The organism is Catenulispora sp. EB89 (genome assembly GCF_041261445.1).
In the GTDB taxonomy this organism is placed as follows: domain Bacteria; phylum Actinomycetota; class Actinomycetes; order Streptomycetales; family Catenulisporaceae; genus Catenulispora.
In genome coordinates this window covers 299,374-325,306 of sequence record NZ_JBGCCU010000010.1, presented here as the reverse complement: position 1 = coordinate 325,306, position 25,933 = coordinate 299,374, and the positions used below count along the sequence as shown (strand labels likewise).

Sequence of the window (25,933 nt, the reverse complement as noted above, 5' to 3'; positions counted from 1 at the left end):
AACCCTGATCAACCTCGGACTCCACCACACCAGCACAGGATGGGCCCTGCCCAAGGCGTGAAAACGCCACGACCAGAACCCAAGATTTTCATCAGCCTTCTAGCCCCACCCCCGACCGCGCCCCCTCCGCCGACGCCAATCGCGACCGCGACCGCTCAGTCAGCCCGCCGAACCCTGACTGAACGCCGCGTCGAACGACGTCCGGGGCGGCTCGATCGCGGCCAGGCCGCGCACGAATGCCAGCGCCTCGGGCGCGCCGACCCGGCGGTCCATGCCGGCGTCCTCCCACTCGACGCTGATCGGGCCGTCGTAGCCGATCGAGTTCAGCATTCGGAAGACCGCCTCCCAGGGGACGTCGCCGTGCCCGGTGGAGACGAAGTCCCAGCCGCGGCGGGGGTCGCCCCAGGGCAGGTGCGAGCCGAGGCGGCCGTTGCGGCCGTTGAGCCGGCGGACCGCGTCCTTGCAGTCCACGTGGTAGATCCGGTCGCGGAAGTCGTACAGGAAGCCGGCGGCGTCCAGGTCCTGCCACACGAAGTGGCTCGGGTCGAAGTTGAGTCCGAAGGCCGGCCGGTGGCCGACCGCCTCCAGCGCGCGCACCGTCGACCAGTAGTCGTAGGCGATCTCGCTCGGGTGGACCTCGTGCGCGAAGCGCACCCCGACCGAGTCGAACACGTCCAGGACCGGGGTGAAGCGCTCGGCGAACTCGGCGTAGCCGGCCTCGACGACGTCGGCGGACACCGGTGGGAACATCGCCAGGAGGTGCCAGATCGGCGAGCCGGTGAAGCCGATGACGGTCCGCACCCCGAGCTCCGCCGCGGCCCGCGCGGTGTCGGCGAGTTCGGCGGCAGCGCGCGTCCGGACGCCCTCGGCCTCGCCGTCGCCCCAGATCCGGGGCGGGAGGATGTCCCGGTGCCGGCCGTCGATGATCGCGTCGCACACCGCCTGGCCGACCAGGTGCGTGGAGATGGCGTGCACCTGGAGCCCGTGCTTGGCCAGCAGGGCCTTGCGGCCGGCCACGTAGCCGGGCTCGTTCAGCGCCCGGTCCACCTCGAAGTGGTCGCCCCAGCAGGCGATCTCCAGGCCGTCGTAGCCCCACTCCGACGCCAGCCGGCAGACCTCCTCGAAGGGCAGGTCGGCCCACTGGCCGGTGAACAAGGTGATGGGCCGGGTCATGGTTGTTCCTCCGTGGTCACAGCGGTCCACGCGGACCGGTTCGCGGCACTGTCCTCCACCGCCGCCAGCACGCCCTGCACATACAGCCCGTCGGCGAACGACGGCACCGGCGGTTTGCCGGCCGCGATCGCCTCGACCAGGTCGCGCTTCTGGTTGACGAACGTGTGGTCGTACCCCAGGCCGTGCCCGGGCGGCCACCACGCGTCCAAATAAGGGTGCTGCGGTTCAGTGGCCAGGATGCGGCTGAACCCGGCACCGGCGGCATTGGCGGCATCAGCGGTCGCGTCGTAGAACTGCAGCTCGTTCATCGCCTCGAAGTCGAACGCGACGCTGCCGTCCGAGCCGTTCACCTCGATCCGCATCGCGTTCTTCCGCCCCGGCGCGAACCGCGTGGCCTCGAACGTCGCCAGCGCCCCGCCCTCGCAGTCGGCGAAGAACGCCGCCGCGTCGTCGACCGTCACCCGGCCCCGCTCGCTCCCGGCGGCCCCGCTCAGCCCCGACGCGGACGTCGCCAGCGGCCGCTCCTCGACGAACGTCCGGGTCAGGGCACTCAGACCGGTGATGCGCCGACCGGTCAGGAAGTACGCGAGATCGACCAGATGCGCCCCGAGGTCGCCGAGCGCCCCGGATCCCGCCTCCTCCTTGCGCAGCCGCCAGACCAGCGGGAACTCCGGATCGTTGATCCAGTCCTGCAGGTAGACGGCCCGGATGTGCCGGACGTCGCCGACCCGGCCCTGCGCCACCAGATCCCGCGCGAGCGCGAGCGCCGGAGTCCGCCGGTAGTTGAACCCGACCATCGACAGGACTCCACGCGCCGCCGCGTCCTGCGCCGCCGCCGTCATCTCCCGCGCCTCGTCCAGCGTGTTCGCCAGCGGCTTCTCGCACAGCACGTGCTTGCCCGCGGCCAGCGCCGCCAGCGCGATCTCGGCGTGCAGCGCGCCGGGGGTGGTGATGTCGATGACGTCGATGTCGTCCCGCTCGACCAGCGTCCGCCAGTCGTCGGTCCAGGACTGCCAGCCCCAGGCGCGCGCCGCCTGCTCGACGGCCGCGGGGTCGCGGCCGGCGATCGCGGTCAGCTCGGGCACCAGCGGCAGCTCGACGGCGCGGCCCACGGTCTGCCAGGCCAGCGAGTGCATCCGGCCCATGAAGCCGTGGCCGACCAGGCCCACGCGCAGTGGCGAGGGTGAGGTGGAAGGCACGCTCTCCCCCGCGCTCACGATCCGGCCGCCGGCATCAGCTGCGCCATGTTGAACTCGGCGACGTTCTTGTTGTCGCCGATACCGCCGCCCCACTGCAGGTACCCGTTGCGCACACCGGTGTCGACGTTGTTGAACATCGCCGAGATGGAGAACACCGAGTTCGCCGTCGGCTGCAACGAGGTGAGATCGCTCCACGGGATCGCGACCTCGTACAGCGTGGTGTGGTTCGTGTCGTCCCGGGTCACGTTGACCGAGGCGTCGGTGACCAAGCCAGAGCCCTGCGACGGGCTGAACCAGCGGTACAGCTGCGAGCCCGCCGGAGTGAGCGCGGCTCCGTACTCGTAATGCCCCTCCAGCGAATCGTTGCTGGTGGCGACCGCCGATCCCGGCACCCCCGAGGTCGCCGACACCTGCAGGCTGTCACCCTTCCAGATGTCACCGCCGGTGTTGGTCTGGGAGAACGCAGCCTCTGTCATGTCCGCGGTGATGTAGAGGTTCTTCGCGTCCCAGTCGAACCACATCTTGCCCGACAGGTAGGACGCGCCGCCGTACGGCAGGGAGCCGTCCAGCGAGCCCCAGGTCCCGTCCGCAGTGGTGGCCATGTCCACATACGGGCCGTCCTGGACCTGCGCCACCGTCCAGGAACTGCCCAGGCTCTTGTTGACCACCGGCAGGAACGTGACGTGCCCGCCCAGATTCTCCGAGGACAGGCCGCCGGAGATCACGCTGGACACCGTGAGCGGATAGATGGTCGCGAAGCTGATGCCGGTGACCGGGACCGTGACAGTGGTCGACGATCCCGCCGGCATCGTCGCGCTCACCGGCGCGGTGCCCGACAGGGTGCCGAGCTGCCACTTGACCGCGGTGACCGTCGTGGCGGTGTCGGAGGGGTTGTTCAGCACGACCTGGAGCGATCCGGCGGCTGGGCTGGTCCCGGTAATCAGCGGCGTGGCTTGCTCGGGGGTGGCGCCGGAGGTCACCGTCACCGGGCCGACCGTGGTCTGGGTGTCAGGACCGGCGCCGCCGGTGAAGGAGGTGACGGCGTCCAGCTCGGTCTGCGTGCCGGGGCTCGCGCTCGCCGGGATCGCGACGCTCCAGCTGGCCGTCACCTTCTGGCCGGGGGCCAGGCTCGGCACGGAGACCGGCGTGGTCGCGGTCGCGGTCCAGCCGGTCGGCGTGGTCAGGCCGAGCTTCAGGCCGCGCACGGCCTTGGCGCTGGTGTTGGTGAACGTCTCAGTCGCGGTGACGCTGGTCGCCGGCTTCACGATGCCCGGGGCGGCCAGCGTGAACGGGTCCTGCACGACGATCGGGGCGGTGCCGGTCACGCCGTTCACCGTCACCTTGATCGACGCCGCACCCGGCGCGCGCATGGTCACGACGCCGGCGTCGCTGACCGTGGCGACCCGCGGGTCGCTGGTGCTGTAGCGGACGTGGGAGTGCGCGAGGTCGGCGAAGGACTGGTCGTCGTTCACGGCCTCGACGACGTTGGCCGCCGGGGCGTGGGTCTGCTCCAGCGTGGCGTTGGTGTCGGGCGCGATCCAGGGGTTGGCGGCGGTGAGGTCCAGCGTCTGGCCGGCGTTGAAGACCACCTGGTCGGGCTGGACGGCGACGGACTGCACGTGCGGGGTCATCGTGCCGTGCACGGTCACGGTGCCGGAGCCGGCGGCCGTGGCCGAGTCCGGGCCGACCCGGAACTGGTAGGCGCCGTCGGCGACGACCTGCTTCAGGGTGCTCTCGTCCCAGCGGCTGAGGCTGGAGACCTTGACCGACAAGGAGATGTGCTGGGACTGGCCGGGCTGGAGCGTCTTGGTCTTCTGGAATCCGGCGAGCTGTTCGCGGGCGGTGTCAGCGGTGCCGGCGCCGGGAGGCGCGGCGTAGAGCTGGGCGACCGTGGTGCCGGCGGCGGTTCCGGTGTTGGTGACGTCGAAGCCGACGTGCACGGTGCCGTCCGCCGACGTGCTCTGCGGGCCGACCTGGACGTGGGAGTACGCGAAGGCGGTGTAGGACTGGCCGTAGCCGAAGGGATAGGTCGGGGTCCCGGTGAAGTACTGGTAGGTCCGTCCGAGCCCGGCGGTCTGCGAGGGGGTCAGGCCGTAGTTGTCCATCGGCGCGAGCTGCGCGTCGCCGGCGTACCAGGTGAAGTTCAGGTGCCCGGCCGGGTTCTGCCGGCCGAAGAGCACCTGTGCCAGCGCGGTGCCCTGGCTCTGGCCGTTGTAGCCGCTGAAGACGATCGCGGGGAAGTCCTTCTGGGCGGCCTGGATGTCGTAGGGGCCGTCGGCCTGCATCACCAGCGCGGTGCGCGGGTTGCCGAGCGCGGCGACCTGGGTGATCAGCGAGTCGTAGTTGCCCGGCAGCGCCAGGGTGCTGCGGTCGTTGGCCTCGTCGGCCACGCTGGTGTCGGAGCCGGCGACCACCAGGACCAGGCTCGCGGTCTTGATCGAGGCCTGGGTCGCGGCCGAGCACGCGGCCGGCGTGGTGGCCTTGGTGGAGGTGCCGCAGGCGTCGAAGGTGACGGTGGCCGAGGGGTTCGCGGCCTTCACCGCCGCGGTGATGCCCTGCACCGCGTTCACCTGGTACGTCGGCTCCCCGGAGTAGCCGCCGAGGGTCACCTTGTTCGCCAGATCGCCGACGATCACGATGCTGTCGGTCTTCGCCGGGTCCACCGGCAGCAGCTTCGAGGACGTGCCGGCGAGGGTGTTGTTCTGCAGCAGCACGATGTCGTTGGCGGCGACCTTCTCGGCCAGCGCCTGGTGCGCCGGGGACTCGATCTGCGCCTTGGTGATCTTCGTGTACGCGACCTTGCTCGCCGGGTCGAACTCGCCGGTCTGCATCCGCACCGTGAACAGCCGGGTCAAGGTGGCGTCGACGACGCCGGTCGACAGCAGGCCGAGGTCGATGGCCGCGCTGATGTTCGCCGTGGTCATCTCCCCGCCGGCGCAGTTGAGCTGGGTGCCGGCGCGGATCGCGAAGGCCTGGCCGCCGGCCGCGGCCGGGATCTGCTTGCCGGTGGCGGTGTTCGTCCAGCTGGTGCCGTTGCTGGTCCAGCCGGGCGGGGCCCAGCCGTGCGAGGCGGCGCCGTAGACGTCGCCGATCGCGCCGCAGTCGGAGGTGGTGTAGCCGGCGAAGCCGTAGGTGGCCTGCAGGAGTTCGTCGACGGTGTAGGTGTCGGCCGGGGAGGGCGTGCCGTTGACCGCGTTGTAGGAGGTCATGATGCCCGAGACGTGCGCGTTCTCCACCAGGCTGGCGAACTGCTTGGTGTAGTAGTCGCGGATGTTGGCGTCGGTGGTGTCCGAGCTGCCGGTGTGGCGGCTGTCCTCGACGTTGTTGAGCGCGTAGTGCTTGGCCGTGGCGGCGACCTTGAGATAAGGGGTCTGCTGCTGCCCGTTGATCGTCTCGCCCTGATAGCCGTCGACGAACGCGCCGGCCATCGCGGAGGTGAGGTAGGGGTCCTCGCCGAAGGACTCGTTGGTCCGGCCCCACAGCGGATCGCGGTCCATATTGACGTTCGGCGCCCAGAACGTCAGCGCGCCGTAGTCGCTGGCGGACGGGCCCAGGTTGTTCTGCCCGGTCCCCCACAGCGACTTGTCCAGTTCGCCGCGCACCTCGTCGGAGATGGCAGTGGTCTCCTGGTAGGTGAGCTCCGGGTCCCAGCTCATCGTCGAGGCGAAGTTCACCGGGAAGCTGGTCGCGTGCACCCCGCCGGTGACGCTGCCACGGTTGGAGTCGGCACCCAGCGTGTTGATCCCGTGCTGCCCCTCGCTCCAGTACGTGTACTCCTGCACCCCCAACCGCGGAATCGCCGGCGCACTGTTGGTCTGCAACTGCGCGACCTTCTCCGGCAACGTCATCCGCGACACCAGATCCGCCGCCCGCTCGGCGAACGTGTAGTGCGTGTTCAGATAGATCGGCTGCGCGGCCGCGGCGGCCTGCGCATCGGAGGCGGAGGCCGCCTGCGGACTCGCGTACGCGGCGGCCGGCACGAGGGCCAGGGCGAGGGCGGTACATAGGAGCGTGCGAACTGGGCGCATCATGGGATGCATATAAAACCCACGCTGTTATCGGGGGCAAGGTTGCCAGGGAACCTTTCGCGCTCAGGGCGCTGATCTGGGGGAACGCCACTTCATTCAGCACTGGATAAGGGGTGGGGCGGGGTGGATTGTCAATTAAGTGCGTTACCCTCGGCGGCGCTGCGGCCTCGGTGCGCGGGCGGCGCAACCTGGCGGAAAAGTCGGTGCGGGCTCGTGCGCGCGACGCCTGCGGCCAACAGAACGGCCTTGGCCTCGATTGCGGGATTCGGTGGACCACGATCGGCGGCGCCCGGGAAGCATGATCCGGGACTCGTTGTGAGTGCTGGTTGAGAATCTTGTCAGCCCGCAGAGTTGCCGGCCGGAGCGTGGTGACTTCCTAGGGGCCTGTTACCTTGGCGATCTGCGACCGGGCTGCCACAGCGGATTTCGCGCGGGCACCTGGCCGCGGCCCTCGGCCACGATCCGCAACCTGTCAGTGCCGCCCGCTATCGTCGAATCAAACGCCACCGACCACCAGCGGCGAAAGGTGTGTGGACGATGACCACGTTCGTACTTGTCCCCGGTTTCTGGCTCGGCTCCTGGGCCTGGGACTCGGTCGCCGAGCGGCTGCGCGCCGACGGCCACGAGGTCCACGCGCTCAGCATGCCGGGGATCGCCGAGCGCGCCGGTGAGGCGACGCCGGAGACCGGGGTGCCGGCCGGGGTCGCCGACATCATCGAGTACCTGCGGCGGCATGAGCTGCGGGACGTCGTGCTGGTCGGGCACAGTGGCGGCAACATGCCGGTCACCGGGGTGGCCGATGCCGTGCCGGAGCTCATCGCCCGGCTGGTCTATGTGGACACCGGCCCGATGCCGTCGGGGCTCGGGGTCATCGACTTCGGGCCGCCGGAGGCCCAGGAGGCGCAGCGCAAGCTGGTCGCCGAGCAGGGCGAGGGCTGGCTGCTGCCGCCTTCGGCGTTCGACGCCGCCGAGGATCCGGTGAACCTGGCCGGCATCAGCGAGGCGGACCTGGAGCGGATGCGGACGCTGGCCAGTCCGCAGCCGTTCCGCACCGTCACCGACGCGCTCGACCGCCCCGGGGACGTGCTGCCGGTGCCGGCCTCGGCCATCACCTGCACGTTCAGCCCCGAGCAGGTCGGGCAGCTCGCCGGTGTGAGCCCGATCTTCGGGCTGATGACGAAGCTCGACCTGCACCACCTGCCGACCGGGCACTGGCCGATGTTCTCGCGGCCCGATGATTTGGCGGCGCTGCTCGCGGAAATCGGTGGTTGATGAAGGTATTCATCTCCTCCGACATGGAGGGCACGGCCGGGGTCGTCAACTGGGACCAGTGCCGCCCCGGCCAGCACGACTACGAGCACTACCGCGCCCTGCTCCAGGCCGAGGTCAACGCGGCGATCGACGGCGCGAACCTGGCCGGCGGCCCGCACGAGTTCCTGGTCAACGACTCGCACGGCCGGATGGCGAACCTGCGCCCGGAGCAGCTGGCCGGTGAGGCCGCGTACCTGTCCGGGCACCACAAGCCGCTGTACATGATGCAGGGCCTCGACGAGTCTTTCGACGCGGTCTTCTTCGTCTCCTACCACGGCTCCGCCTCGGCCGGACCGGCCACGCTGTCGCACACCTACAACCCGGCGGCGATCGCCGAGGTCCGCCTCAACGGCGTGCTCGCCGGCGAGTCCGGCATCAACTCGCTGGTGGCGATCGCCCACGGAGTTCCGGTGGTCCTGGTGACCGGCGACCAGACCACGGCGAGCGAACTCCAGCCGTTCTGGCCCGAGGCCCGCGCCGCCGTGGTCAAGCAGTCGATCTCCCGCTTCGCCGCGGAGAGCCTGCATCCGGCGCGCGCCAACCGGCTGATCGCGAACCAGGCGAAAGAAGCGATCGAGGCCCTGACCGAGTCCGGCAGAAAACCGCAGGGCCGCATCGAACGCCCCGCCACCCTCACCGTGCGCCTGCGCAACCCGGACATCGCCGAGATGGCGACCTGGCTGGAGCGCGTCGAGCCGGACGAGCACGACCCCACCGTCGTGCAGCTGCGCGACGACGACCTCGTCCGGCTCTACCGCACCTTCATCACGCTCGTCCTGCTCACGCGCGGCATCGCCGAGTAGACCGAGCGATCCGAGCCGTCACACTCCCGCACCGCTGACGGCCCCAGCTCAGCGCACAGCCCCGCCGTGCTCCACCGCACCTTCATCACGCTCGTCCTACTCACGCGCGGCTTCGCCGAGTAGGCCGAGCGATCCGGGCCGTCACACTCCCGCACCGCCGTCGGCAGCCCAGGTCAGCGCACGACCCCCGCCGTACTCTCCCGCACCTTCAGCGCGAACGGCGCCCGCACGTCCTCCGGCTCGGGGCCCTTCTCGCCACGCCCGCCGCGGATCGGGTCCACTCGCCGGTCGGCCAGGTCCACCGCGGCCTCGGCGATCGCCGCCTTGTCCGGGGCGATCGTCGTCAGCGACGGCAGGCTGTAGCTCCCCTCGGCGATGTCGTCGAAGCCTGCGATGGCGATCTGGCTCGGGAAGGAAACGCCGCGTTCGGCGCCGGCCCGCATCGCACCGATGGCCAGCAGGTCGTTGCAGCAGAAGACGGCGTCCGGCGGCTCCGGCAGGGCGAGCAGGTGCGCCATCGCCTCGGCGCCGTCGGCGCGCTGGTAGTTCTCGACCGGGATGACCAGCACCGGGTCGTAGGGGATGCCGGCGGCGTCCAGGGCCTGGCGGTGGCCGGCGGTGCGCAGCGCGGCCGTGCCGCCGTTCTTGCCCGGCTGGTCGCCGATCACCGCGATGCGGCGGCGGCCGATGCCGATCAGGTGCTCCACCACGGTGCGGGCGGCGGCGACGTTGTCGATCGCGACGTGGTCGGCCGGGCCGGGGATGTCGCGTTCCCCCAGAAGGACCAACGGGGTCGCCGGATCCGCGCTCAGCAGGTCGTCGGGCTCCATCGCCAGCGGGCTCAGGATCGCCGCGTCGATGCGCTGCGGCCCCATCGAGGTGATGACCGCCTGCTCGCGCTCGCGCGAGCCCTGCGTCTGCTCGACCAGCACGGTCCATTGCCGGCGGTGCGCGGCGGTGATGACCAGGCCGGTGAGCTCGGCGAAGTACGGGTTGTCCAGCTCCGGGACGGCCAGCACGATGAAGCCGGTCCGGCCCTTGCGCAGGTTGCGCGCGCCGAGGTTGGGGCGGTAGCCGGTCTCGGCGATCGCGCGCTGCACCCGCTCTCGGGTGGCATCCGTGATGAAGGCGTAGCCGTTGACGACGTTCGAGACCGTCTTGATCGAGACGCCGGCCCGTTCGGCCACGTCCTTCAGTGTTGCGGGCACCTGTCGGGACCGCCTTTCCCGTGAGTTCCGATCGGCTCAGCCTACGCCTTTACAACGTTGTAGACAACGATGTAGAACTGACTCCACCCCGATTTCCAGCACGTGACGGGGGTCACACAGCCGGAACGTATCGGCCGGTGTCGGACAAGCCGTAGACAAGATCGCAAGAGATTCGAAGTCCCTCACAGCACTTTTTCGACAACACAGATTTCGACGACACAGATCTCGAGGAGCCATGAAGACGCACGTGAAAGTCGCCGCAGCGGCCGTCGCCGCCGCCGGCTTGCTCGCCGCCGCGGGTTGCAGCTCCAGCTCGTCCAGCGGCTCCGGGTCCGGGTCTGGCAGCGGCGTGGTGAAGCTGTCGGTGCTGACCGGGTTCACCGGCCCGGACGGACCCTCCTACCAGGCGCTGGTCTCGCAGTTCAACGCCTCGCACCCGAACATCAAGGTCACCATGGACATCCAGCCGTGGGACGCGATCAGCCAGAAGCTCCCCGCCGAGTGGGCCACCGGCCAGGGCCCGGACCTGGCCACGCCGAACTTCGACCCCGGCGTGATCTTCAACTACATCAAGACCAACTCGGTGCTGCCGCTGGACGCCTCGGTCGGCGCCGGTGACAGCCAGATCAACTCCAGCGCGTTCCCGTCCTCGGTGACCAAGGCGTTCACCGTCAACGGGCACTTGTACGCGGTCCCGGCGAACCTGGCGACCGTCGCGCTCTACTACAACAAGGCGATGTTCACCGCCGCCGGCATCACCGCCCCGCCGAAGACCTCGGACGAGTTCGTCGCGGACGTCAAGAAGCTGACGCTCGGCGGGGCCAACCCGACGCAGTACGGCATCTCCCTGGCCGACCACCAGACCATCGAGATGTGGCCGATCCTGCAGTGGATGAACGGCGGCGACATCGTCGGCCCCGACGGCTGCGCCACGATCAACTCCGCGGCCAGCGTGCAGGCCCTGTCGACGTGGGCCGGCCTGGTCCAGAACAACCACGTCAGCCCGGTCGGCCAGACCGGCGCGGACGCCGACACGCTGTTCTCGGCGAAGAAGGCCGCGATGGAGCTGAACGGTCCCTGGGCCGCCGACGGCTTCCGCAAGGCCGGCATCGACGTCGGCATCGCGCCGGTGCCGGTGGGTTCGGCCGGTCCTGTCACCATCGCCTCGACCGTGCCGATGATGATCGCCAAGAACACCAAGCACAAGACCGAGGCGCTGGAGTTCCTGAGCTGGTGGACCGGCAAGACCGCGCAGGCGGCGTTCTCCAAGAACTCCGGGTTCCCGCCCTCGCGCACCGACGTCACGGTCGACGACCCGAACGTCGCGGTGTTCGCCCAGGCCCTGCCGACCGCCCGGCTCTACCTCGCCGGCCTCCCGTCCTCGTCGCAGATCGACACCGACATCTACACGCCGCTGCTGGGCCAGCTGACCCGGGGGGCGGACGTGCAGAAGTCGACCGACGCGGCGGCGAAGTCGATCAACCAGCTGACCGGCTGCAAGAGCTGACCGACCGGCGGCCGCGAAGAAGGACGAAGAAGAAGGCAATCGATGGCACATCTCGCTGAACCAGCGGCCGAGGCGGGCAAGGCGGCCGAGGCGGCCAACGCGGCCGACCGGTCCGCGCCGCGCGGACCGGAGCGCCGGGGACGGGGCCGGACCCTGCGGTCCCGGTTCAACCCCGCGTACCTGTTCGTCGCGCCCGCGCTCCTGTTGGCCGCCGTCTTCATCGTGTGGCCGATCATCCAGTCCGGCTGGATGAGCCTGCACGACTGGACGATCGGCGACGACTCGCACAAGTGGCTCGGCTTCGGCAACTACACCGAGCTCTTCCACGACTCACGCTTCTGGAACTCCCTGAAGGTGACGCTCGTGTACGCCGTGTTCGTCGTCGTCGGCCAGGTGGCGATCGGCCTGGCCCTCGCGCAGTGGCTGCGCCGCACCACCTGGTACACGATGCTGCTGCGCTCGGCGTTCTTCTTCCCGACGATCGCCTCGCTGGCCGTCACCGGCATCGTCTGGAAGTTCCTGCTGGACCCGCAGGTCGGGCTGGTCGACGGCTGGCTGGGCAAGCTCGGCTTCCACGCCCAGGCCTGGCTGCAGGACACGCATCTGGCGCTGCCGGCGCTGATCGCGGTCGGGATCTGGAAGAACTTCGGGTTCTCGATGATCGTCCTGCTGGCCGGCGTGCAGGGGGTCAGCAAGGAGCTGCTGGAGGCCGCGACGCTGGACGGCGCCGGCGCGGTCGCGCGGTTCCGGCACGTGACGCTGCCCGCGCTGCGCCCGGCGATCCTGTTCTGCGTCGTGATCGGCACGGTCAACGCCCTGCAGCTGTTCGACCTGACGTACGTGATGACCGACGGCGGCCCGCTGTTCCACACCGAGTCCATCGTCATGTACCTGTACCAGCGCGGATTCGTCGACTTCCGGCTCGGCTACGCCAGTGCGATCGCCTGGGTGCTGTTCCTGATCATCATCGCCGTGTCCGTCGTGCAACTCCGAATGCTGAGGTACCGCGATGACGACTGAGATGCCGACCGGCACCTCCTCGCTCCCGGCCGCACCGTCGTGGGTCACCCCGCTGCTGCGCACAGCCAGGACCACCGCCAGGGTCCTGGCCTGGACGGTGCTCTCGATCGCGGCGCTGGCCACGGTCGTGCCGTTCCTGTGGATGCTCGGGGTGGCCTTCCGCACCCCGGCCGACCTGTACGCGGACCCGGCCCGGCTGTGGCCGGACCACTGGTCGGTCTCCGGCTTCCACGCGGTGTTCACCCAGCTGCCGTTCCTCCGGCTGGCGCTGAACAGCATCGTGTTTGCCGGCGGCACCACGGTGCTGCTGCTTCTCATCGACTCGCTGTGCGCCTACGCGCTGGCCCGGCTGCGCTTCCGCGGGCAGAACTTCGTGTTCTGGGTCATCCTGCTGACGCTGATGGTGCCGTTCCAGGTGATGCTGATCCCGCTGTTCCTGACCGTGTTCCACCTCGGCTGGCTGAACACCTTCCAGGGCCTGATCATCCCGCGCTCGGTGAGCGCGTTGGGAATCTTCATGCTCCGGCAGTTCTTCGTGAAGATCCCGCGGCAGCTGGACGAGGCCGCGCGGGTCGACGGGGCCGGGCCGCTGCGCATCTACTGGCGCATCATCCTGCCGCTGGCGCGGCCGGCGCTCGCCTCGCTGTTCGTCATCCAGTTCATGGCGCTGTGGAACGACTTCCTGTGGCCGCTGGTCATCTCCAGCAGCACCGACATGCGGACCCTGCCGTCGGCACTGACGCTGTTCTCCAGTACGTCCGGCGTGGACCACGCCGCGCTCATGGCCGGCGCCGCCATCTCCCTGGCCCCTCTGGCCATCGCCTTCCTGCTCGCCCAGCGGTTCTTCACCGAGGGCATCGCCGCAACAGGTATCAAGTAAAAGGAACATCCCCTTGCTGACTGCACATGCCACCCTCGACCCGGCCTTCCGGATCGCCCCGGTCGACCGCCGCCTGTTCGGCTCCTTCGTGGAGCACATGGGCCGCTGCGTCTACGGCGGGATCTACGAGCCCGGACACCCCGAGTCCGACCCCGACGGCAACCGTCTGGACGTCCTGGAACTCACCCGCGAGCTCGGGATAAGCGTCATCCGCTATCCCGGCGGGAACTTCGTGTCCGGTTACCGCTGGGAGGACGGCGTCGGCCCGGTCTCCGAGCGGCCGCGCCGCCTGGACCAGGCCTGGCGCTCCATCGAGACCAACGAGTTCGGCCTGAACGAGTTCATGACCTGGACGAAGCTGGCGCGCGTCGAGCCGATGATGGCGGTCAACCTGGGCACGAGGGGGCTTCAGGAGGCCTGCGACCTGCTGGAGTACGCCAACCACCCGGGCGGCACGTACTTCTCCGACCTGCGCCGCAAGCACGGCGTCGAGCAGCCGCACGACATCAGGCTGTGGTGCCTGGGCAACGAGATGGACGGCCCCTGGCAGACCGGCCACAAGAGCGCCGAGGAGTACGGCCGGCTGGCCGCCGAGACCGGCAAGGCCATGCGCCAGGTCGATCCCAGCATCGAGCTGGTGGCCTGCGGCAGCTCCAACGCGCTGATGCCGACGTTCGGCTCCTGGGAGTCCACAGTCCTGGACCACACCTTCGACTACGTGGACTACATCTCCCTGCACGCCTACTACGAGCAGCACGGCGAGGACCGCGCCAGCTTCCTGGGCGCGGCGGTCGGGATGGACCGGTTCATCGACGGCGTGGTGGCCACCGCCGACCACGTCGCGGCGAAGAAGAAATCCCGCAAGAAGCTCAACCTCTCCTTCGACGAGTGGAACCTGTGGCAGGAGAGCCGCTTCGCCGGGCACACGAACCTGGACTGGGAGCAGGCGCCGCGGCTGATCGAGGACACCTACACCGTGCAGGACGCGGTGGTGTTCGGCAGCCTGCTGATGTCGCTGCTGCGGCACGCCGACCGGGTCGCCATCGCGTGCCTGGCGCAGCTGGTGAACGTGATCGGCCCGATCCGCGCCGAGCCGGACCGCCCGGCCTGGGCGCAGACCATCTACTTCCCCTTCGCGCTCACCGCCCGGCACGCGGTCGGCGAGGTGCTGCGCGTGGAGACGACGACCGGCGTCTACGACACCGCCGAGCACGGCGACGTGCCGCTCGTGGACGTGGTGGCCACACACGACCCGGACAGCGGGCAGGTCACCGTGTTCGCGATGAACCGCGCCATCGACGGCCCGGCCCGGCTGGAGATCGACCTGCGGGCGTTCGGCGACCTGGTGGTGGCCGAGCACGTGCACCTCGGCGGCGCGCAGGACCTGGACGCGGTGAACTCGGCCGAGGCGCCGCGGGCGATCGCGCCGGTCGGTGTCGAGGGCACGACCACCGAGGGACGCAAGCTGGCGGCCGCGCTGCCGGCGGTGTCCTGGAACATGATCCGGCTCGTTCCCGCCGGTCGGTAACGCGGCCGCCCCAAATCTCCCCGGCCAGTGACCTGCCGATCGCTGGCCGGGTGAGTCACATCTGGCGTAACCGGCGGACCCTCTTCCCTCCCGCCGGTGAACTTTGCTCGGGCGCATCCGTCCCACTCCATCGAGCAAGTGATTGGAACCCTATGTTCAATCGCTCCGCCTCGGCGTCGCCACGCCGATTGCTCTCTGTTCTGGGCGCGCTGCTCGCAGTCGCGTCCATGCTGATCCTCAGTCCACCATCGCAGGCCTCTGCGGCTCCGAAGCCGGCAGCGGCCGCTGCCTCGACCTCCCTGCCCTGCGACGCCTTCGGCAACGGCGGCACTCCGTGCGTCGCCGCGTACAGCTCCGTGCGCGCGATGTACGCGTCCTACAACGGCCCGCTCTACCAGGTGACGCGCGCCTCCGACGGCGCGGCGTCCGACATCGGCCTGCTGGCGGCCGGCGACTACGCCAACGCCGCCGCGCAGGACGCGTTCTGCGCCGGCACGGTCTGCACCATCACGAAGATCTACGACCAGTCGGCCAACCACAACGACCTGACCGTCGCCCCGGTCGGCGACGCCGGGTCCAGCGACGTGGGCGCGCGCGCCGACGCGCTGCCGATCACGGTCGGCGGCCACAAGGCGTACGGCATAGCCACGTTCCCGCGCACCGGGTACCGGCGCTCCGTGGGCACCGGGGTGGCGACCGGGAGCCAGCCGGAGTCGATCTACGAGGTCGCCAGCGGCACCAACGCGACCAACGGGTGCTGCTCGGACTTCGGCAACGTGGAGAACGCCTCGAAGGACACCGGCGCGGCACACATGGACGCGCTGATCATCTCTTCGTACTGTTCGGCCTCGCCGTGTTCGGGTCCGGGTCCGTGGATCCAGGCCGACCTGGAGAACGGCGTGTTCATGGGCGGCGGTTCCAGCAACGCGTCCAACACGAGCCTGCACAGCCCGTTCGTCACGGCGGTGTTGCGCAACGACGGGACGGCGAACTTCGCCCTGGACGGCGGTGATGCGACGCAGCCAACGGTGCCATCGCTGTACAGCGGCTCGCTGCCGTCGGGCTACGCGCCGATGAAGAAGGAGGGCGGCATAGCCCTGGGCACCGGCGGCGACAACAGCAACGCCGCTCCGGGCGCCTTCTTCGAAGGCGCGATGACCACCGGCTACGCCTCGAACGCCACCGTCGCCTCGCTGCAGACGAGCATCTCCTCGGCGGCGTACACCGGGACCTCCGGCGGCGGCCCCGGCGTCGGGATCACCGGGCCCGGCGGCAAGTGCCTGGACGTCTACGGGGACGACAACGGGGCCAACGGCACCGACGTCGACCTGTGGGACTGCAAGCACGACGCGGTGGACCAGCACTGGGAGTACATGCGGAACGTACCGCTGATCTACATCACCGGCGGGACTCCCGAGTACCAGAACGACCTGAAGACGCTGGGGCGCTGCCTGGACATCAAGGGGAACGGCACCGCGTCCGGGACCCAGGTCGAGCTGTGGGACTGCAACGGCGTCGGCGGGCAGCAGTGGGTGCCGCAGGCCAACGGGACGCTGTTGAACCCGCAGTCGGGGCTCTGCCTCACCAGTCCCGGCGGCAGCACCGCGAACGGCACGGTGCTGGACATCGAGGCCTGCACCGGCAGCGCCGGCCAGCGGTTCATCGTCTCGCCCGGACCGGTGTTCCAGAGCACGCCGATCAACGCCCCGGCGGGCAAGTGCGTGGACAACGCCCTCGGCACCTCCGGCGCGGACGGCGCGAACGTCGTGCTCACCGACTGCGCGCGCGAGGCCAACGGCCAGGCGTGGTGGAAGAACCCGGACGGTTCGATCACCACGCTCGGGCTGTGCCTGGACATCAAGGGGAACGTCACCACCTCCGGCACGCAGGTCGAGCTGTGGGACTGCAACCAGGTCGGCGGCCAGAAGTGGGTGCAGCAGGCCGACGGCTCGCTGCTGAACCCGCAGTCGGGCCTGTGCCTGACCGCCCCCGGCGGCAACACCGGCAACGGCACCGTCCTGGACATCGAGGCCTGCTCCGGCTCCGCCGCACAGAAGTTCTTCGCCTCCGGCGGCGCGGCCGTCAACGCCCCCGGCGGCAAGTGCATGGACGTCCAGGGCGACGACCGCTACGGAGGCTTCGGCTTCCCGGTGCAGCTGTGGGACTGCCAGCAGACCGCGGTCGACCAGCACTGGGTCCACACCGCGGCCAACACGCTGGAGACCCTGACGCGCTGCCTGGACATCGACGGCAACTCGACCGCCGTCGGCGCGAAGGTGGAGCTCTGGAACTGCAACGGCATCGGCGGCCAGCAGTGGGTGCAGCAGGCGGACGGGACGCTGCTGAACCCGCAGTCGGGCCTGTGCCTGACCGACCCGGGCGCCAACACCGCGAACGGCACGGTGCTGGACATCGAGGCCTGCACCGGCGCCGCGAGCCAGGTGTTCACGTACCAGAGCACGTCGGCCCTGACCCCCGGCACGGAGGTCTCATTCCGCGCCACCACGCCGTGCTGCACGTCGGACTACATCCGGCACCAGAACGGCGTGGCGAAGATCTCCGCGATCAACGGCGGCAACCCCACGCTGGACAAGCAGGACGCCACCTGGATCGTGCACCAGGGGCTGAGCAACAGCGCATGCCTGTCGTTCGAGTCGAAGGACTTCCCGAACGGCTACCTGCGCCAGAACGCCGGCGCGGTGTACCAGCAGCAGAACGACGGCACGGGGCAGTTCGCCTCCGACGCCACGTTCTGCCCCGCCCCCGGGCACAACGGCCAGGGCGTGTCGCTGGCGTCGGTCGCCAACCCCGCGCTGTTCCTGCGGCACTACAACGGGCAGGTGTACATCGCCAGCAACGGCGGGCCCGACGCTTGGGACAACGCGACATCGTGGACGGATGACAGCAGTTTCATTCCGACGCCGGCCTGGGCCCCGTGATGCGGGGTTAGGAGCGGGCTGGGCGCCGGCCTCGGGAGCTTGGGCTTCCGAGGCCGGCGCCTCCTGGGCCGAGCAACAGCTCATCCCCCAGCAGCAGCCTTGTAGATCACCGCAAGAAGCCGATCGTTCTCCGGACCCGGCGTCGCAGGAAACGGCATCCGCCGCCGCGTGTAGCCGTACGCGATCCCGTTCCGGGGATCCGCGAACGCCTGCTGGCCGCCGGCGCCGCTGTGGCCGAACGCGCCCTGGCCGAGCTGCGGGTAGTACTCCGCGACCGCGTGGAATCCGAGGGTGAAGGCGCGCTGGATGCCGAGTACCACGTCGTGTCCGATGGACTGGATCTGGCCCAGCGCCTCGACGGTGCCGGCGTTCAGCAGCGGGGCGACGCCGTCGACCGTGCTGATCGCGGCGGCGTACATCTTGGCCAGGCCGCGGGCCGAGGCGACGCCGCCGAACGACGCGGTGCCGAGTTCGCGCACCACCGGGTGGTTCGGGAGCTCCCAGACCTGTGGGCCGTGCGGGTTGTTGCGGTTGGACGCGATGCCGTTGAGGCTGTTCGGGCCCTGAGTCGTCCGCGCCAGCTCGGCCAAGCGCTCGGGCGTCTCGACCATCGGCAGAGTCGGGCAGAACCGCTCTTCGAGGTCGGCAGGCAACCCAAGGTAGAAGTCAACGTCATAAGCCTTGGTCACGCGCTCCGCGAACAACTCCTGCACGCTACGCCCCGTCGCCCGCCGCACCACCTCGCCGCTCAACGCTCCCATAACCAGCGCGTGGTACCCGAACGCAGCACCCGGCCGCCAGTAAGGACGCTGCGAGCCAAGCCGCTCTGCCACCACACGATCGTCGGCGAGCTCCTCAAGACTGAACCCGTCATCAGCACCGACCAGCCCGGCGCGGTGCGCGGTCAGCTCGCGAAGCGTCAGCTCACCCTTGCCCGCGACCGCGAACTCCGGCCAGTAGTGGCTGACCTTCTGCTCGTAGTCCAGCACGCCTTCCTGCACGAGCGAGGCGACCACAAGGTGCGTGGCGCCCTTCGAGGCCGAGTAGGCGCCGAGAAGGCTGCTGGCATCGAGCCCGGGACCGGTCCACAGATCCACGACCCGCGAGCCGTGCCGATAAACCGCCACCTGCGCGGCGTAGTCGCCGCCCTGCCCGGCCGCGATCGCGCCGAACTCCTCCCGCACCGCCTCGAAACCGGCCGCCGTCGTCCCGTGAATCCGCTCGTCGCGCGCCATCATGTCCTCCCACCTGTGCCGAAGCCGCCTTTTCGACGGGCTCTGACGTCAGGATAGAGCATTTAGTGGCCACTGGTCACTTAATAGCACGAGCGGACTGCCGGCTGTCGAGCTGCCACGTCACACCGGTCATCCGCTCCGACACGTCCCACAACCGCCGCGCAAGCTCCGCGTCCTTCGCCGCAGCCGACCGGCCGATGAGCTCGGGAGCCCCGCGCATGTGCACCAGACGGCTCGGGCCGGCGAAGCTGTCGCCCGGGACGTCGGCCACGGCCGCGTACAGCACCGGAAGCGCGCCCTGATCAGGGCTCTGAGCCAGCAGCCGCTGCAAGACCTTCGACACGCGTCCGCTCTCGCTGTAGATCTCCGTCGCGACGAAGCCCGGGTGTGCCACCTGCGCGAGCACGCTGGACCCGGCAGCCGCCAGGCGCCGCTGAAGCTCCGCGGTGAACAGCAGGTTCGCGAGCTTCGCCGCCGCGTACGCACGCGACGTCCGATACTCGCGCCGCTCCCAGTTCAGATCGTCAACGTCGATCCGGCCCATCCGCTCGGCCTGCGAAGCGACCGTGACCACGCGCCCGACGACGTGCGGCAGCAGCAGGTTGGTCAGCGCGAAGTGGCCGAGGTGGTCGACGCCGAACTGCAGCTCGAAGCCGTCGGCGGTGCGGGCGCGCGACTTCGGGCCGGTCGCCGCCGCGTTGTTGATCAGCAGGTCGATCGGGCCGTGCCAGGAGGCTGCGAAGGTGCGCACGGACTCCAAGTCGGCCAGGTCGAGCAAGCGAACCTCGGTCGAGCCGGGCATCGACGCGGCAGCAGCGCGGCCCCGCTCGACATCCCGCACGGCGAACACCACCCGCGCCCCGGCCCCCGCCAGAGCGCGCGCCGTGGCCAGCCCGATACCGCTGTTCGCACCGGTCACGACAGCGGTCTTCCCGCTCAGATCCGGCAGGTCGGAAGCACTGAATCTCATCATGCCCCCAATGTAGGCAGCGTCTACAATGTTGTCAACGACAACATTGGGATAGGCTGTCGCCGTGCCGGAACCAGAGCCGTACCGCAGCGGGGAGAAGCCCTACCACCACGGAAGCCTGCGCGCCGCGCTGCTCACCGCGGCCGAGCGCACGCTGCGCGAGCAAGGCGTCGAGCAAGTGACACTGCGCGAACTCGCACGCCAGGCAGGCGTGAGCCACGGCGCGCCGAGCCGCCACTTCCGCGACCGCCAGGCACTGCTCGAAGAGCTCGCCGCCGTCGGATACACGCGCCTCGGGGACGCGATCACCGCCGCCACCGAAAGAGCCGCCAAGGAGGCCGGCGGGGCAAAGAAAGCCGGCAAGGATTTCGCAGCACGGCTCCAAGCCGCCGCGACCGCCTACGTCCGCTTCGCCCTGGACAACCCGGCACTGCTGGACCTCATGATGACCGGCGCCGGCGCCGACGGACCGGAAGCAGCGGTCAAGGTATATCAGCGCCCATATTCGATCCTCAAGGAACTGATCCGCCAAGGACACGAATCCGGGGACCTGCGCCCCGGCGATCCCGAACGCCTGCTACTGATCGTCATGGCCACGTTCCAGGGCATCGCCGGGCTCGTCAGTACCCTGAAGATGCCCTTGGAACAGGCCGAAGCACTCGTCGCCGACGCGACCGCGCTGTTCGTCCGAGAAAACTCAGTGTCCTGAATCACCCTCGAGTTACACCCGGATCACACCCGGATCACACCTTGCGCAGCGTGATCGCGTTCTCCGGACACGCCTTCACGCACAGCCCGCACGCGTGGCAGTCCTGCGGCCGCACGACGAACGCCTGCTGGTACCCGTGGAAGAACGACTTGACCGTCCCGACCAGCGACAGCCCCTGCCGCTCCGCGCCGGTCAACGTCCTGACCTCGAAGACGTCGTACGGACACACGTCCACGCAGTCGCGCGCACCCTCGCAGCGGTTCCGGTCCACGATCGGCAGGGCCGAGCCGGGTTCGGCCTTGGACCGGCACACGACCTCGTCGGCGGCCTCGGCGGCGTTCTCCGAGTTCTCGGTGTGTTTCGAAGGGGACACGGGAGATGCCTCTCGGGGTCGATAGGATATAGAATGCGAGAACATGAGTGACTGACCGTTAGTCAGTACGCCAAGTGTCGCAGTCCGCCGTGGTGGGAGTCAACAGTCCCGGTTCCGACCTCTCCACCCCCTGACGCCACGGCCGCCGAAAGGAGTAACCGCCCCATGAACGATGGCGCCAGCGCCGCCGTCGCCCCCCACGACGCCGAGGGGACGCCGTCCCCGGCCCAGGCCGACAGTCCCGCGTCGGCGGCCGACAGTCCCGCGTCGGCCTCGCGCGGACCGCGCCGGGCCCCGGAGAGCCGGCCCGACCAGATCCTCGACGCCGCGACCGAGATCCTGCTGGCCAAGGGCATGAGCGCTCTGACCATGGACGAGATCGCCGGGACCGCCGGGCTCGCCAAGGGCACGACCTACCTCTACTTCAAGTCCAAGGCCCAGGTGCTGGCCGCGTTGCGGATCCGTCACGTCCAGCGCATGCTCGCGACGTGCCACGCGGCCGCCGCCGACGGGCAGTCGGCCGCCGTGATCGACCGGGTCGAGCGGTTCGTGGAGACCATATTCGAGTTCACGAAGGTCAACGCGCAGCTGCTGTTCCTGCTCTTCCACGAGGCCGTGGGCGACGACGGCACCGAGGTCCAGATGGCCCGCGACGGCCTGATGATGCACGTCCGCGAGGGCATCGTCTCCGGGGAGTTCGAGGTCGACGATCCCGAGGACGTCGTGGGCTTCCTGGTCCACGGCATGCACGGGGTCTTCGCCGACAGCATGCACCGCGACGAGGCCGACCAGAAGAAGGCCCTGCAGACCGTCAAGGACGTGTTCCGCAAGCAGCTCCTGGCCGACCGCGACCACTGACGGAGCACACCGACCGCAGCAGGTCGAGCCGAGAATGTTCCGGCGCCGTCAGGTGTCGGCGCCGGAAGCATTCACACCGCGACCCCCTCAGGACCGCCGCGCCGCCGCGAGCACGGCCGCCGCGATCCCCTCGGCGTCCAACCCGATCCCGGCCAGCACCGCGTCGGGCTTCCCGTGCGCCAGATAGCGGTCGGGCACGCCCAAAAGCGTCGGCGCCGCAGAGCCCGGACGCCGCGCGGCCAGCGCGGCGGCGATCGCCGAACCGGCTCCGCCCACGGCGAACCCGTCCTCGACCGTCACCACGGCACGATGGACCGCCGCGGCCTCCAGCATCCGCTCGTCCAGCGGCTTGACGCAGCGCACGTCCCACACCGCGACGTCCGCGCCCGAAGCCGCGGCCAGCTCGGCCGCGCCCAGCGCCGCCGCGCACATCCGCCCGACCGCGAGCACCGCGACGGCCCGCTCGGGGTCGGCCGCCGGCCACAGCAGCCGCGCCCCACCGCCCACGCCCGGAGCACCCGGGACGTCAACCGGCGTGCCCTTCGGCCACCGGATCGCCGAGGGGCCCGGCAGGGTCAGCGCGTATCGAAGCATGCCCGAGAGCTCGTCGGGCGTGGCCGGCGCCAGCACCGTCATCCCCGGCACCAGCGAACACAACGCCAGGTCCGAGACCCCGTGGTGGCTCGGGCCGTCGTCGCCGGTGATCCCGGCCCGGTCCAGGGCGAACACCACCGGCTGGCCGTGCAGGCCGACATCCAGCATCAGCTGGTCGAAGGCGCGCGACAGGAACGTGGAGTAGACCGCGACCACCGGCCGCAGGCCACCCATCGCCAGCGCTCCGGCCATCGCCACCGCGTGCTGCTCGGCGATCCCGACGTCGTGGAACCGGTCCGGGAAGCGGGCCTGGAAGGCCAGCAGGCCGGTGGGGCCGGGCATCGCCGCCGTGAGGGCGTGGATCCGCTCGTCCTGCTCGGCCAGCTCTATCAGGGTCCTGGCGAAGGCGCCGGTATAGCCGCCCGGGACGGAGGCCGCGGGCCCGGCCACCGGATCGAACACCGAGACGTCGTGCAGGCACTTCTCCTCGTCGTCCTCGGCGAAGGAGTAGCCGCGGCCCTTGCGCGTCACCACGTGCACCACGACCGGCCCGGCGACCGCTTCGGCCTCGCGCAGCGCGCGCTCCACCTCCGGCACCGAATGCCCGTCGACCGGGCCGATGTAGGCCAGGCCGAGCGAGTGGAAGAAGGACTCCGGGCGCGGGGCCCCGCCGAGCGCCAGATACATCGCGTGCAGCTCCGCGCCGGCCGGCCCGGTGCCGTCCCGGCCGAGCAGCGCCGCCATCTGCCGCGCCTCCAGGTCGTGCAGCTTGGAGCTCACACTCCCCCGCAGCCGCTCCTGGAGCCGCGAGGCGGTCGGGGCGTAGGAGCGGCCGTTGTCGTTGAGCACGACGACGGCGTGCAGCCCGCTGCGGCCGAGGTTGTTGAGCCCTTCGAAGGCCATGCCGCCGGTCAGCGAGCCGTCGCCGACCACCGCCACCACCCGCCGCCGCTCCCCGCGCGAGGCGAAGGCCTGCGCCAGGCCGTGCGCGTAGGCGGTGGCGGTCGAGGCGTGGCTGTTCTCGATCCAGTCGTGCGGCGACTCGGCCCGGTTCGGGTAGCCGGACACGCCGCCGGCCTGCCGCAGCGTGCTGAACCGCGGACCGCGCCCGGTGACGAGCTTGTGGACGTAGGCCTGGTGGCCGGTGTCCCACAGCACCGCGTCCCGCGGCGAGTCGTAGACCCGGTGCAGCGCGAGCGTCAGCTCGACCGCGCCGAGGTTGGAGCCCAGGTGCCCGCCGGTGGCGGACACCGTGTCGACCAGGAAGCGGCGGATCTGCCGGGCCGCCTCGGTCAGCTCCTCGGAGGACAGCTCCCTGAGGTCGGCGGGGCTGTCGAAGAACGCCCTCGTCTCCGAAGAAGTCTCCGAAGTCGCCTCCGGAGTTGTGTCCGGTGTCGTGACAGTGGTCATTGATAAGCCCCCTCGGGTTCGTGGTCGCTCTCCGGGCGCGTGCTCGGCGTCCGCGCCAGCCAGCGCGGGGCCCACCACGCGCGGGACCCCGCCAGGTGCAGGATCGCCGGGACCAGCATCGTCCGGATCACGAAGGCGTCGAGCAGCACGGTCGCGCCGAGCCCGATGCCGAACAGCGTCTCCAGCCGGTTGCCGGTGGCGAAGGACAGGAACACCAGCACCATGACGCCGGCCGCCGCGGTGATCACCCGGCCGGTCTCGGTCTGGCCGGCCGCCACCGCCTCGCGCGCCCGCCCGGTGCGGTGCCAGCCGTCGTGGATCCGGCCGATGAGGAACACCTGGTAGTCCATCGACAGGCCGAACAGGATGGAGAACAGGAACACCGGCAGGAACGCGTCGATCGGCCCGGGCCGGCCCAGGCCCAGCAGGCTGCCGGCCCAGCCCCAGTTGAAGATCGCGGTGATGATGCCGAAGCAGACGCCGACCGCGAGCAGGTTCATCACCGCGGTGAGCCCGGCGATGAACAGGCTGCGGAAGGCCACGGTGACCAGCACCGCGCCGAACAGCGCGACGATGACGATGAAGATCGGCAGCTTGGTGCCGACCGCGTGCGTGAAGTCGATCTGGGTCGCGGTGAAGCCGCCGACGTAGACCGCGGCACCGGTCCCGGCCACCGCGTGCGGCAGAACACTGGCCCGCAGCTTCCCGACCAGGTCGACCGTGGCCTGGGACTGCGGCGCGGCGGTCGGGAACGCCTCGATCAGCCCCACCTGCCCGGACGGCGCGAGCTGCGGCGGACGCACCGAGGTGACGCCCGGCGTGGCCGCCACGGCCGAGGCGACGGCGGTGGCCGCCGCCGGGGCCGAGGCGCCCTGCACGACGATGAACAAGGGCCCGTTGAACCCGGGCCCGAATCCGGCGGCCAGGTCGTCGTAGGCCCGCCGGGTGGTGCTGGAGGTCGGGTCGTTGCCCTGGTCGCTGGCCCCGAGCCGGATCGAGAACACCGGCAGCGCCAGCACCACGATGATCAGCGCGGACAGCGCGGCGAAGGCCGCGGGCCGGCCCTGGACCACCCGCGCCCAGCGCGCCCAGCCGGGGCTGGTGACGTCCAGCGGCTGGATGCCCTGCGCCATCCGGTGCCGCTCCCGGCGGCTGAAGACCTTGTCCCCGAAGAAGCCGAGCAGCGCCGGCGTCAGGGTCAGGGCGGCCAGGGCGGTGAACGCGATGCCGATCGCGGCCGCGGCGCCCATCCCGGACAGGTAGCCGATCCCCATGCCCATCAGGCTGAGCAGCGCCAGGCACACCACGAGCCCGGCGTACAGGACCGAGCGGCCGGCCGTCCGCATGGTGCTGACGATCGCGTCCTGCGGCGTCTCCCCCTCCAACAGTCCCCTGCGTTGCCTGGTGACCAGGAAGAGCGCGTAGTCGATGCCGACCCCCAGGTTCAACAGGATCGTGAGGCTGGAGGCGAAGCTCGGCACCACCAGCGCCCGCGAGACCATGCCGATCAGCGCGATCGAGGGCAGCAGCGAGACCAGCGCCGAGATCAGCGGCAGCGTGGCGGACACCAGGGAGCGGAAGGCGAACAACAGGATCAGCATCGCCGCCAGCACCCCGACGATCTCGCTGACCGTGGTGTCGACCGTCATCGTGGCCTGCGACACCGCGTTGCCGCCGGCGTTCACGCGGACCCGCGCGTCGCCGGCCGCGGTCGCGGTGTCCACCACCTTCTTCACCGCCGAGGTCGGCAGGGTGTCGACCGGCTGGTCGAAGGTGATGTTCGCGTAGGCCACCCGGCCGTTCGCGCTGACGTCCGCCGCGCCGCCGGGCGTGTACGGGCTCTGCACGTCGCGCACGTGCGGCAGCGCCGCGACCCGGCCGAGCATCGCCGTCATCGGCGCCCGCACGTCGGGGTCGCGCACGCTGCCGGCGGCCACCGAGATCACGATGACGTCCTCGTCCCCGGCCTGCGCCGGGAACCCGGAGGCCAGCACGTCGGCGGCCTGCCGGGAGCCGGTCCCGGGCAGCAGGTCCCCGGCCCGGTAGTGCGGTTTCACCGCCTGTCCCAGTCCGAATACCGCGAGGATGCCCACGAGCCAGAAGACGAGGACGAGGCGGCGGTGCTGGTGGCACCACCGGGCGAGAAGATCCATGAGTCAGCTCCGTACTTTGGTGTGTCGGTGAGCGG

Annotated in this window: 18 protein-coding genes; 9 read left to right on the top strand and 9 right to left on the bottom strand. The window is 70.3% G+C overall.

The features are described 5' to 3' along the window. Positions 1–159 precede the first annotated feature (159 nt). From ABH920_RS23445 to ABH920_RS23435, 3 genes are read right to left on the bottom strand one after another with little or no spacing between them, the layout of a single operon-like run. Positions 160–1,173 (bottom strand): sugar phosphate isomerase/epimerase family protein, encoded by a 1,014-nt coding sequence (locus tag ABH920_RS23445; RefSeq protein ID WP_370351226.1) that lies wholly within the window; start codon positions 1,171–1,173, stop codon positions 160–162. After that, a complete protein-coding gene (locus ABH920_RS23440; RefSeq protein WP_370351225.1) occupies positions 1,170–2,390 on the bottom strand; it encodes a Gfo/Idh/MocA family protein in 1,221 nt (406 codons plus the stop codon). Before ABH920_RS23440 ends, ABH920_RS23445 begins: the two co-directional genes overlap by 4 nt. Further along, positions 2,387–6,412 carry a glycoside hydrolase family 3 C-terminal domain-containing protein gene (locus ABH920_RS23435; protein WP_370351224.1) on the bottom strand — a complete coding sequence of 1,342 codons (4,026 nt, stop codon included), beginning with the start codon at positions 6,410–6,412 and terminating at the stop codon, positions 2,387–2,389. The genes ABH920_RS23440 and ABH920_RS23435 overlap by 4 nt, the downstream gene beginning before the upstream one ends. Before the next feature lie 525 nt (positions 6,413–6,937). On the opposite strand from ABH920_RS23435, the gene ABH920_RS23430 reads away from it, so the two are divergent. Further along, the gene (locus ABH920_RS23430) at positions 6,938–7,672 is read left to right on the top strand and encodes an alpha/beta fold hydrolase (RefSeq protein WP_370351223.1); all 735 of its coding nucleotides are present in this window, start codon (positions 6,938–6,940) and stop codon (positions 7,670–7,672) included. Continuing rightward, a complete protein-coding gene (locus ABH920_RS23425; RefSeq protein WP_370351222.1) occupies positions 7,672–8,514 on the top strand; it encodes a M55 family metallopeptidase in 843 nt (280 codons plus the stop codon). The genes ABH920_RS23430 and ABH920_RS23425 overlap by 1 nt, the downstream gene beginning before the upstream one ends. Positions 8,515–8,687: 173 nt before the next feature. On the opposite strand, the gene ABH920_RS23420 is transcribed toward ABH920_RS23425, so the two are convergent. Further along, positions 8,688–9,722, bottom strand: a complete 1,035-nt coding sequence (locus ABH920_RS23420) for a LacI family DNA-binding transcriptional regulator (protein ID WP_370351221.1) — start codon at positions 9,720–9,722, stop codon at positions 8,688–8,690. 235 nt (positions 9,723–9,957) lie between these two features. Between ABH920_RS23420 and ABH920_RS23415 the strand changes: the two genes are divergently transcribed. The 5 genes from ABH920_RS23415 (at position 9,958) to ABH920_RS23395 (ending at position 17,596) form a co-directional block, all read left to right on the top strand. After that, complete coding sequence (locus ABH920_RS23415) at positions 9,958–11,229, top strand: ABC transporter substrate-binding protein (RefSeq protein WP_370351220.1); 1,272 nt, start codon at positions 9,958–9,960, stop codon at positions 11,227–11,229. A 42-nt stretch (positions 11,230–11,271) separates the two neighbouring features. Then, the gene (locus ABH920_RS23410; protein WP_370351219.1) at positions 11,272–12,249 is read left to right on the top strand and encodes a carbohydrate ABC transporter permease; all 978 of its coding nucleotides are present in this window, start codon (positions 11,272–11,274) and stop codon (positions 12,247–12,249) included. Continuing rightward, positions 12,239–13,129 (top strand): carbohydrate ABC transporter permease, encoded by an 891-nt coding sequence (locus ABH920_RS23405; protein ID WP_370351218.1) that lies wholly within the window; start codon positions 12,239–12,241, stop codon positions 13,127–13,129. The genes ABH920_RS23410 and ABH920_RS23405 overlap by 11 nt, the downstream gene beginning before the upstream one ends. A gap of 13 nt (positions 13,130–13,142) precedes the next feature. Further along, on the top strand, positions 13,143–14,657 hold the full coding sequence (locus tag ABH920_RS23400) for an alpha-N-arabinofuranosidase (protein WP_370351217.1): 1,515 nt from the start codon (positions 13,143–13,145) through the stop codon (positions 14,655–14,657). Between the two features lie 227 nt (positions 14,658–14,884). Beyond that, positions 14,885–17,596, top strand: coding sequence for an arabinofuranosidase catalytic domain-containing protein (locus tag ABH920_RS23395; protein ID WP_370351216.1), 2,712 nt, complete (start codon positions 14,885–14,887; stop codon positions 17,594–17,596). A gap of 80 nt (positions 17,597–17,676) precedes the next feature. Here the strand turns inward: ABH920_RS23395 and ABH920_RS23390 are convergent, their stop codons facing one another. Together ABH920_RS23390 and ABH920_RS23385 are read right to left on the bottom strand one after the other, a co-directional pair. Next, positions 17,677–18,831: a serine hydrolase domain-containing protein gene (locus tag ABH920_RS23390; protein WP_370351240.1), complete on the bottom strand. Its 1,155-nt coding sequence runs from the start codon at positions 18,829–18,831 to the stop codon at positions 17,677–17,679. A gap of 76 nt (positions 18,832–18,907) precedes the next feature. Beyond that, a complete protein-coding gene (locus tag ABH920_RS23385) occupies positions 18,908–19,804 on the bottom strand; it encodes an oxidoreductase (RefSeq protein WP_370351215.1) in 897 nt (298 codons plus the stop codon). A 61-nt stretch (positions 19,805–19,865) separates the two neighbouring features. Between ABH920_RS23385 and ABH920_RS23380 the strand changes: the two genes are divergently transcribed. Next, positions 19,866–20,510, top strand: coding sequence for a TetR/AcrR family transcriptional regulator (locus ABH920_RS23380; protein WP_370351214.1), 645 nt, complete (start codon positions 19,866–19,868; stop codon positions 20,508–20,510). A gap of 34 nt (positions 20,511–20,544) precedes the next feature. Here the strand turns inward: ABH920_RS23380 and ABH920_RS23375 are convergent, their stop codons facing one another. Beyond that, a complete protein-coding gene (locus ABH920_RS23375) occupies positions 20,545–20,883 on the bottom strand; it encodes a ferredoxin family protein (protein WP_370351213.1) in 339 nt (112 codons plus the stop codon). Between the two features lie 165 nt (positions 20,884–21,048). On the opposite strand from ABH920_RS23375, the gene ABH920_RS23370 reads away from it, so the two are divergent. Beyond that, positions 21,049–21,741, top strand: a complete 693-nt coding sequence (locus ABH920_RS23370) for a TetR/AcrR family transcriptional regulator (protein ID WP_370351212.1) — start codon at positions 21,049–21,051, stop codon at positions 21,739–21,741. 87 nt (positions 21,742–21,828) lie between these two features. On the opposite strand, the gene dxs is transcribed toward ABH920_RS23370, so the two are convergent. Both dxs and ABH920_RS23360 read right to left on the bottom strand, forming a co-directional pair. Beyond that, positions 21,829–23,745, bottom strand: coding sequence for a 1-deoxy-D-xylulose-5-phosphate synthase (gene dxs, locus ABH920_RS23365; RefSeq protein ID WP_370351211.1), 1,917 nt, complete (start codon positions 23,743–23,745; stop codon positions 21,829–21,831). Next, positions 23,742–25,898 carry an MMPL family transporter gene (locus ABH920_RS23360; protein ID WP_370351210.1) on the bottom strand — a complete coding sequence of 719 codons (2,157 nt, stop codon included), beginning with the start codon at positions 25,896–25,898 and terminating at the stop codon, positions 23,742–23,744. Before ABH920_RS23360 ends, dxs begins: the two co-directional genes overlap by 4 nt. Between the last annotated feature and the right edge of the window lie 35 nt (positions 25,899–25,933).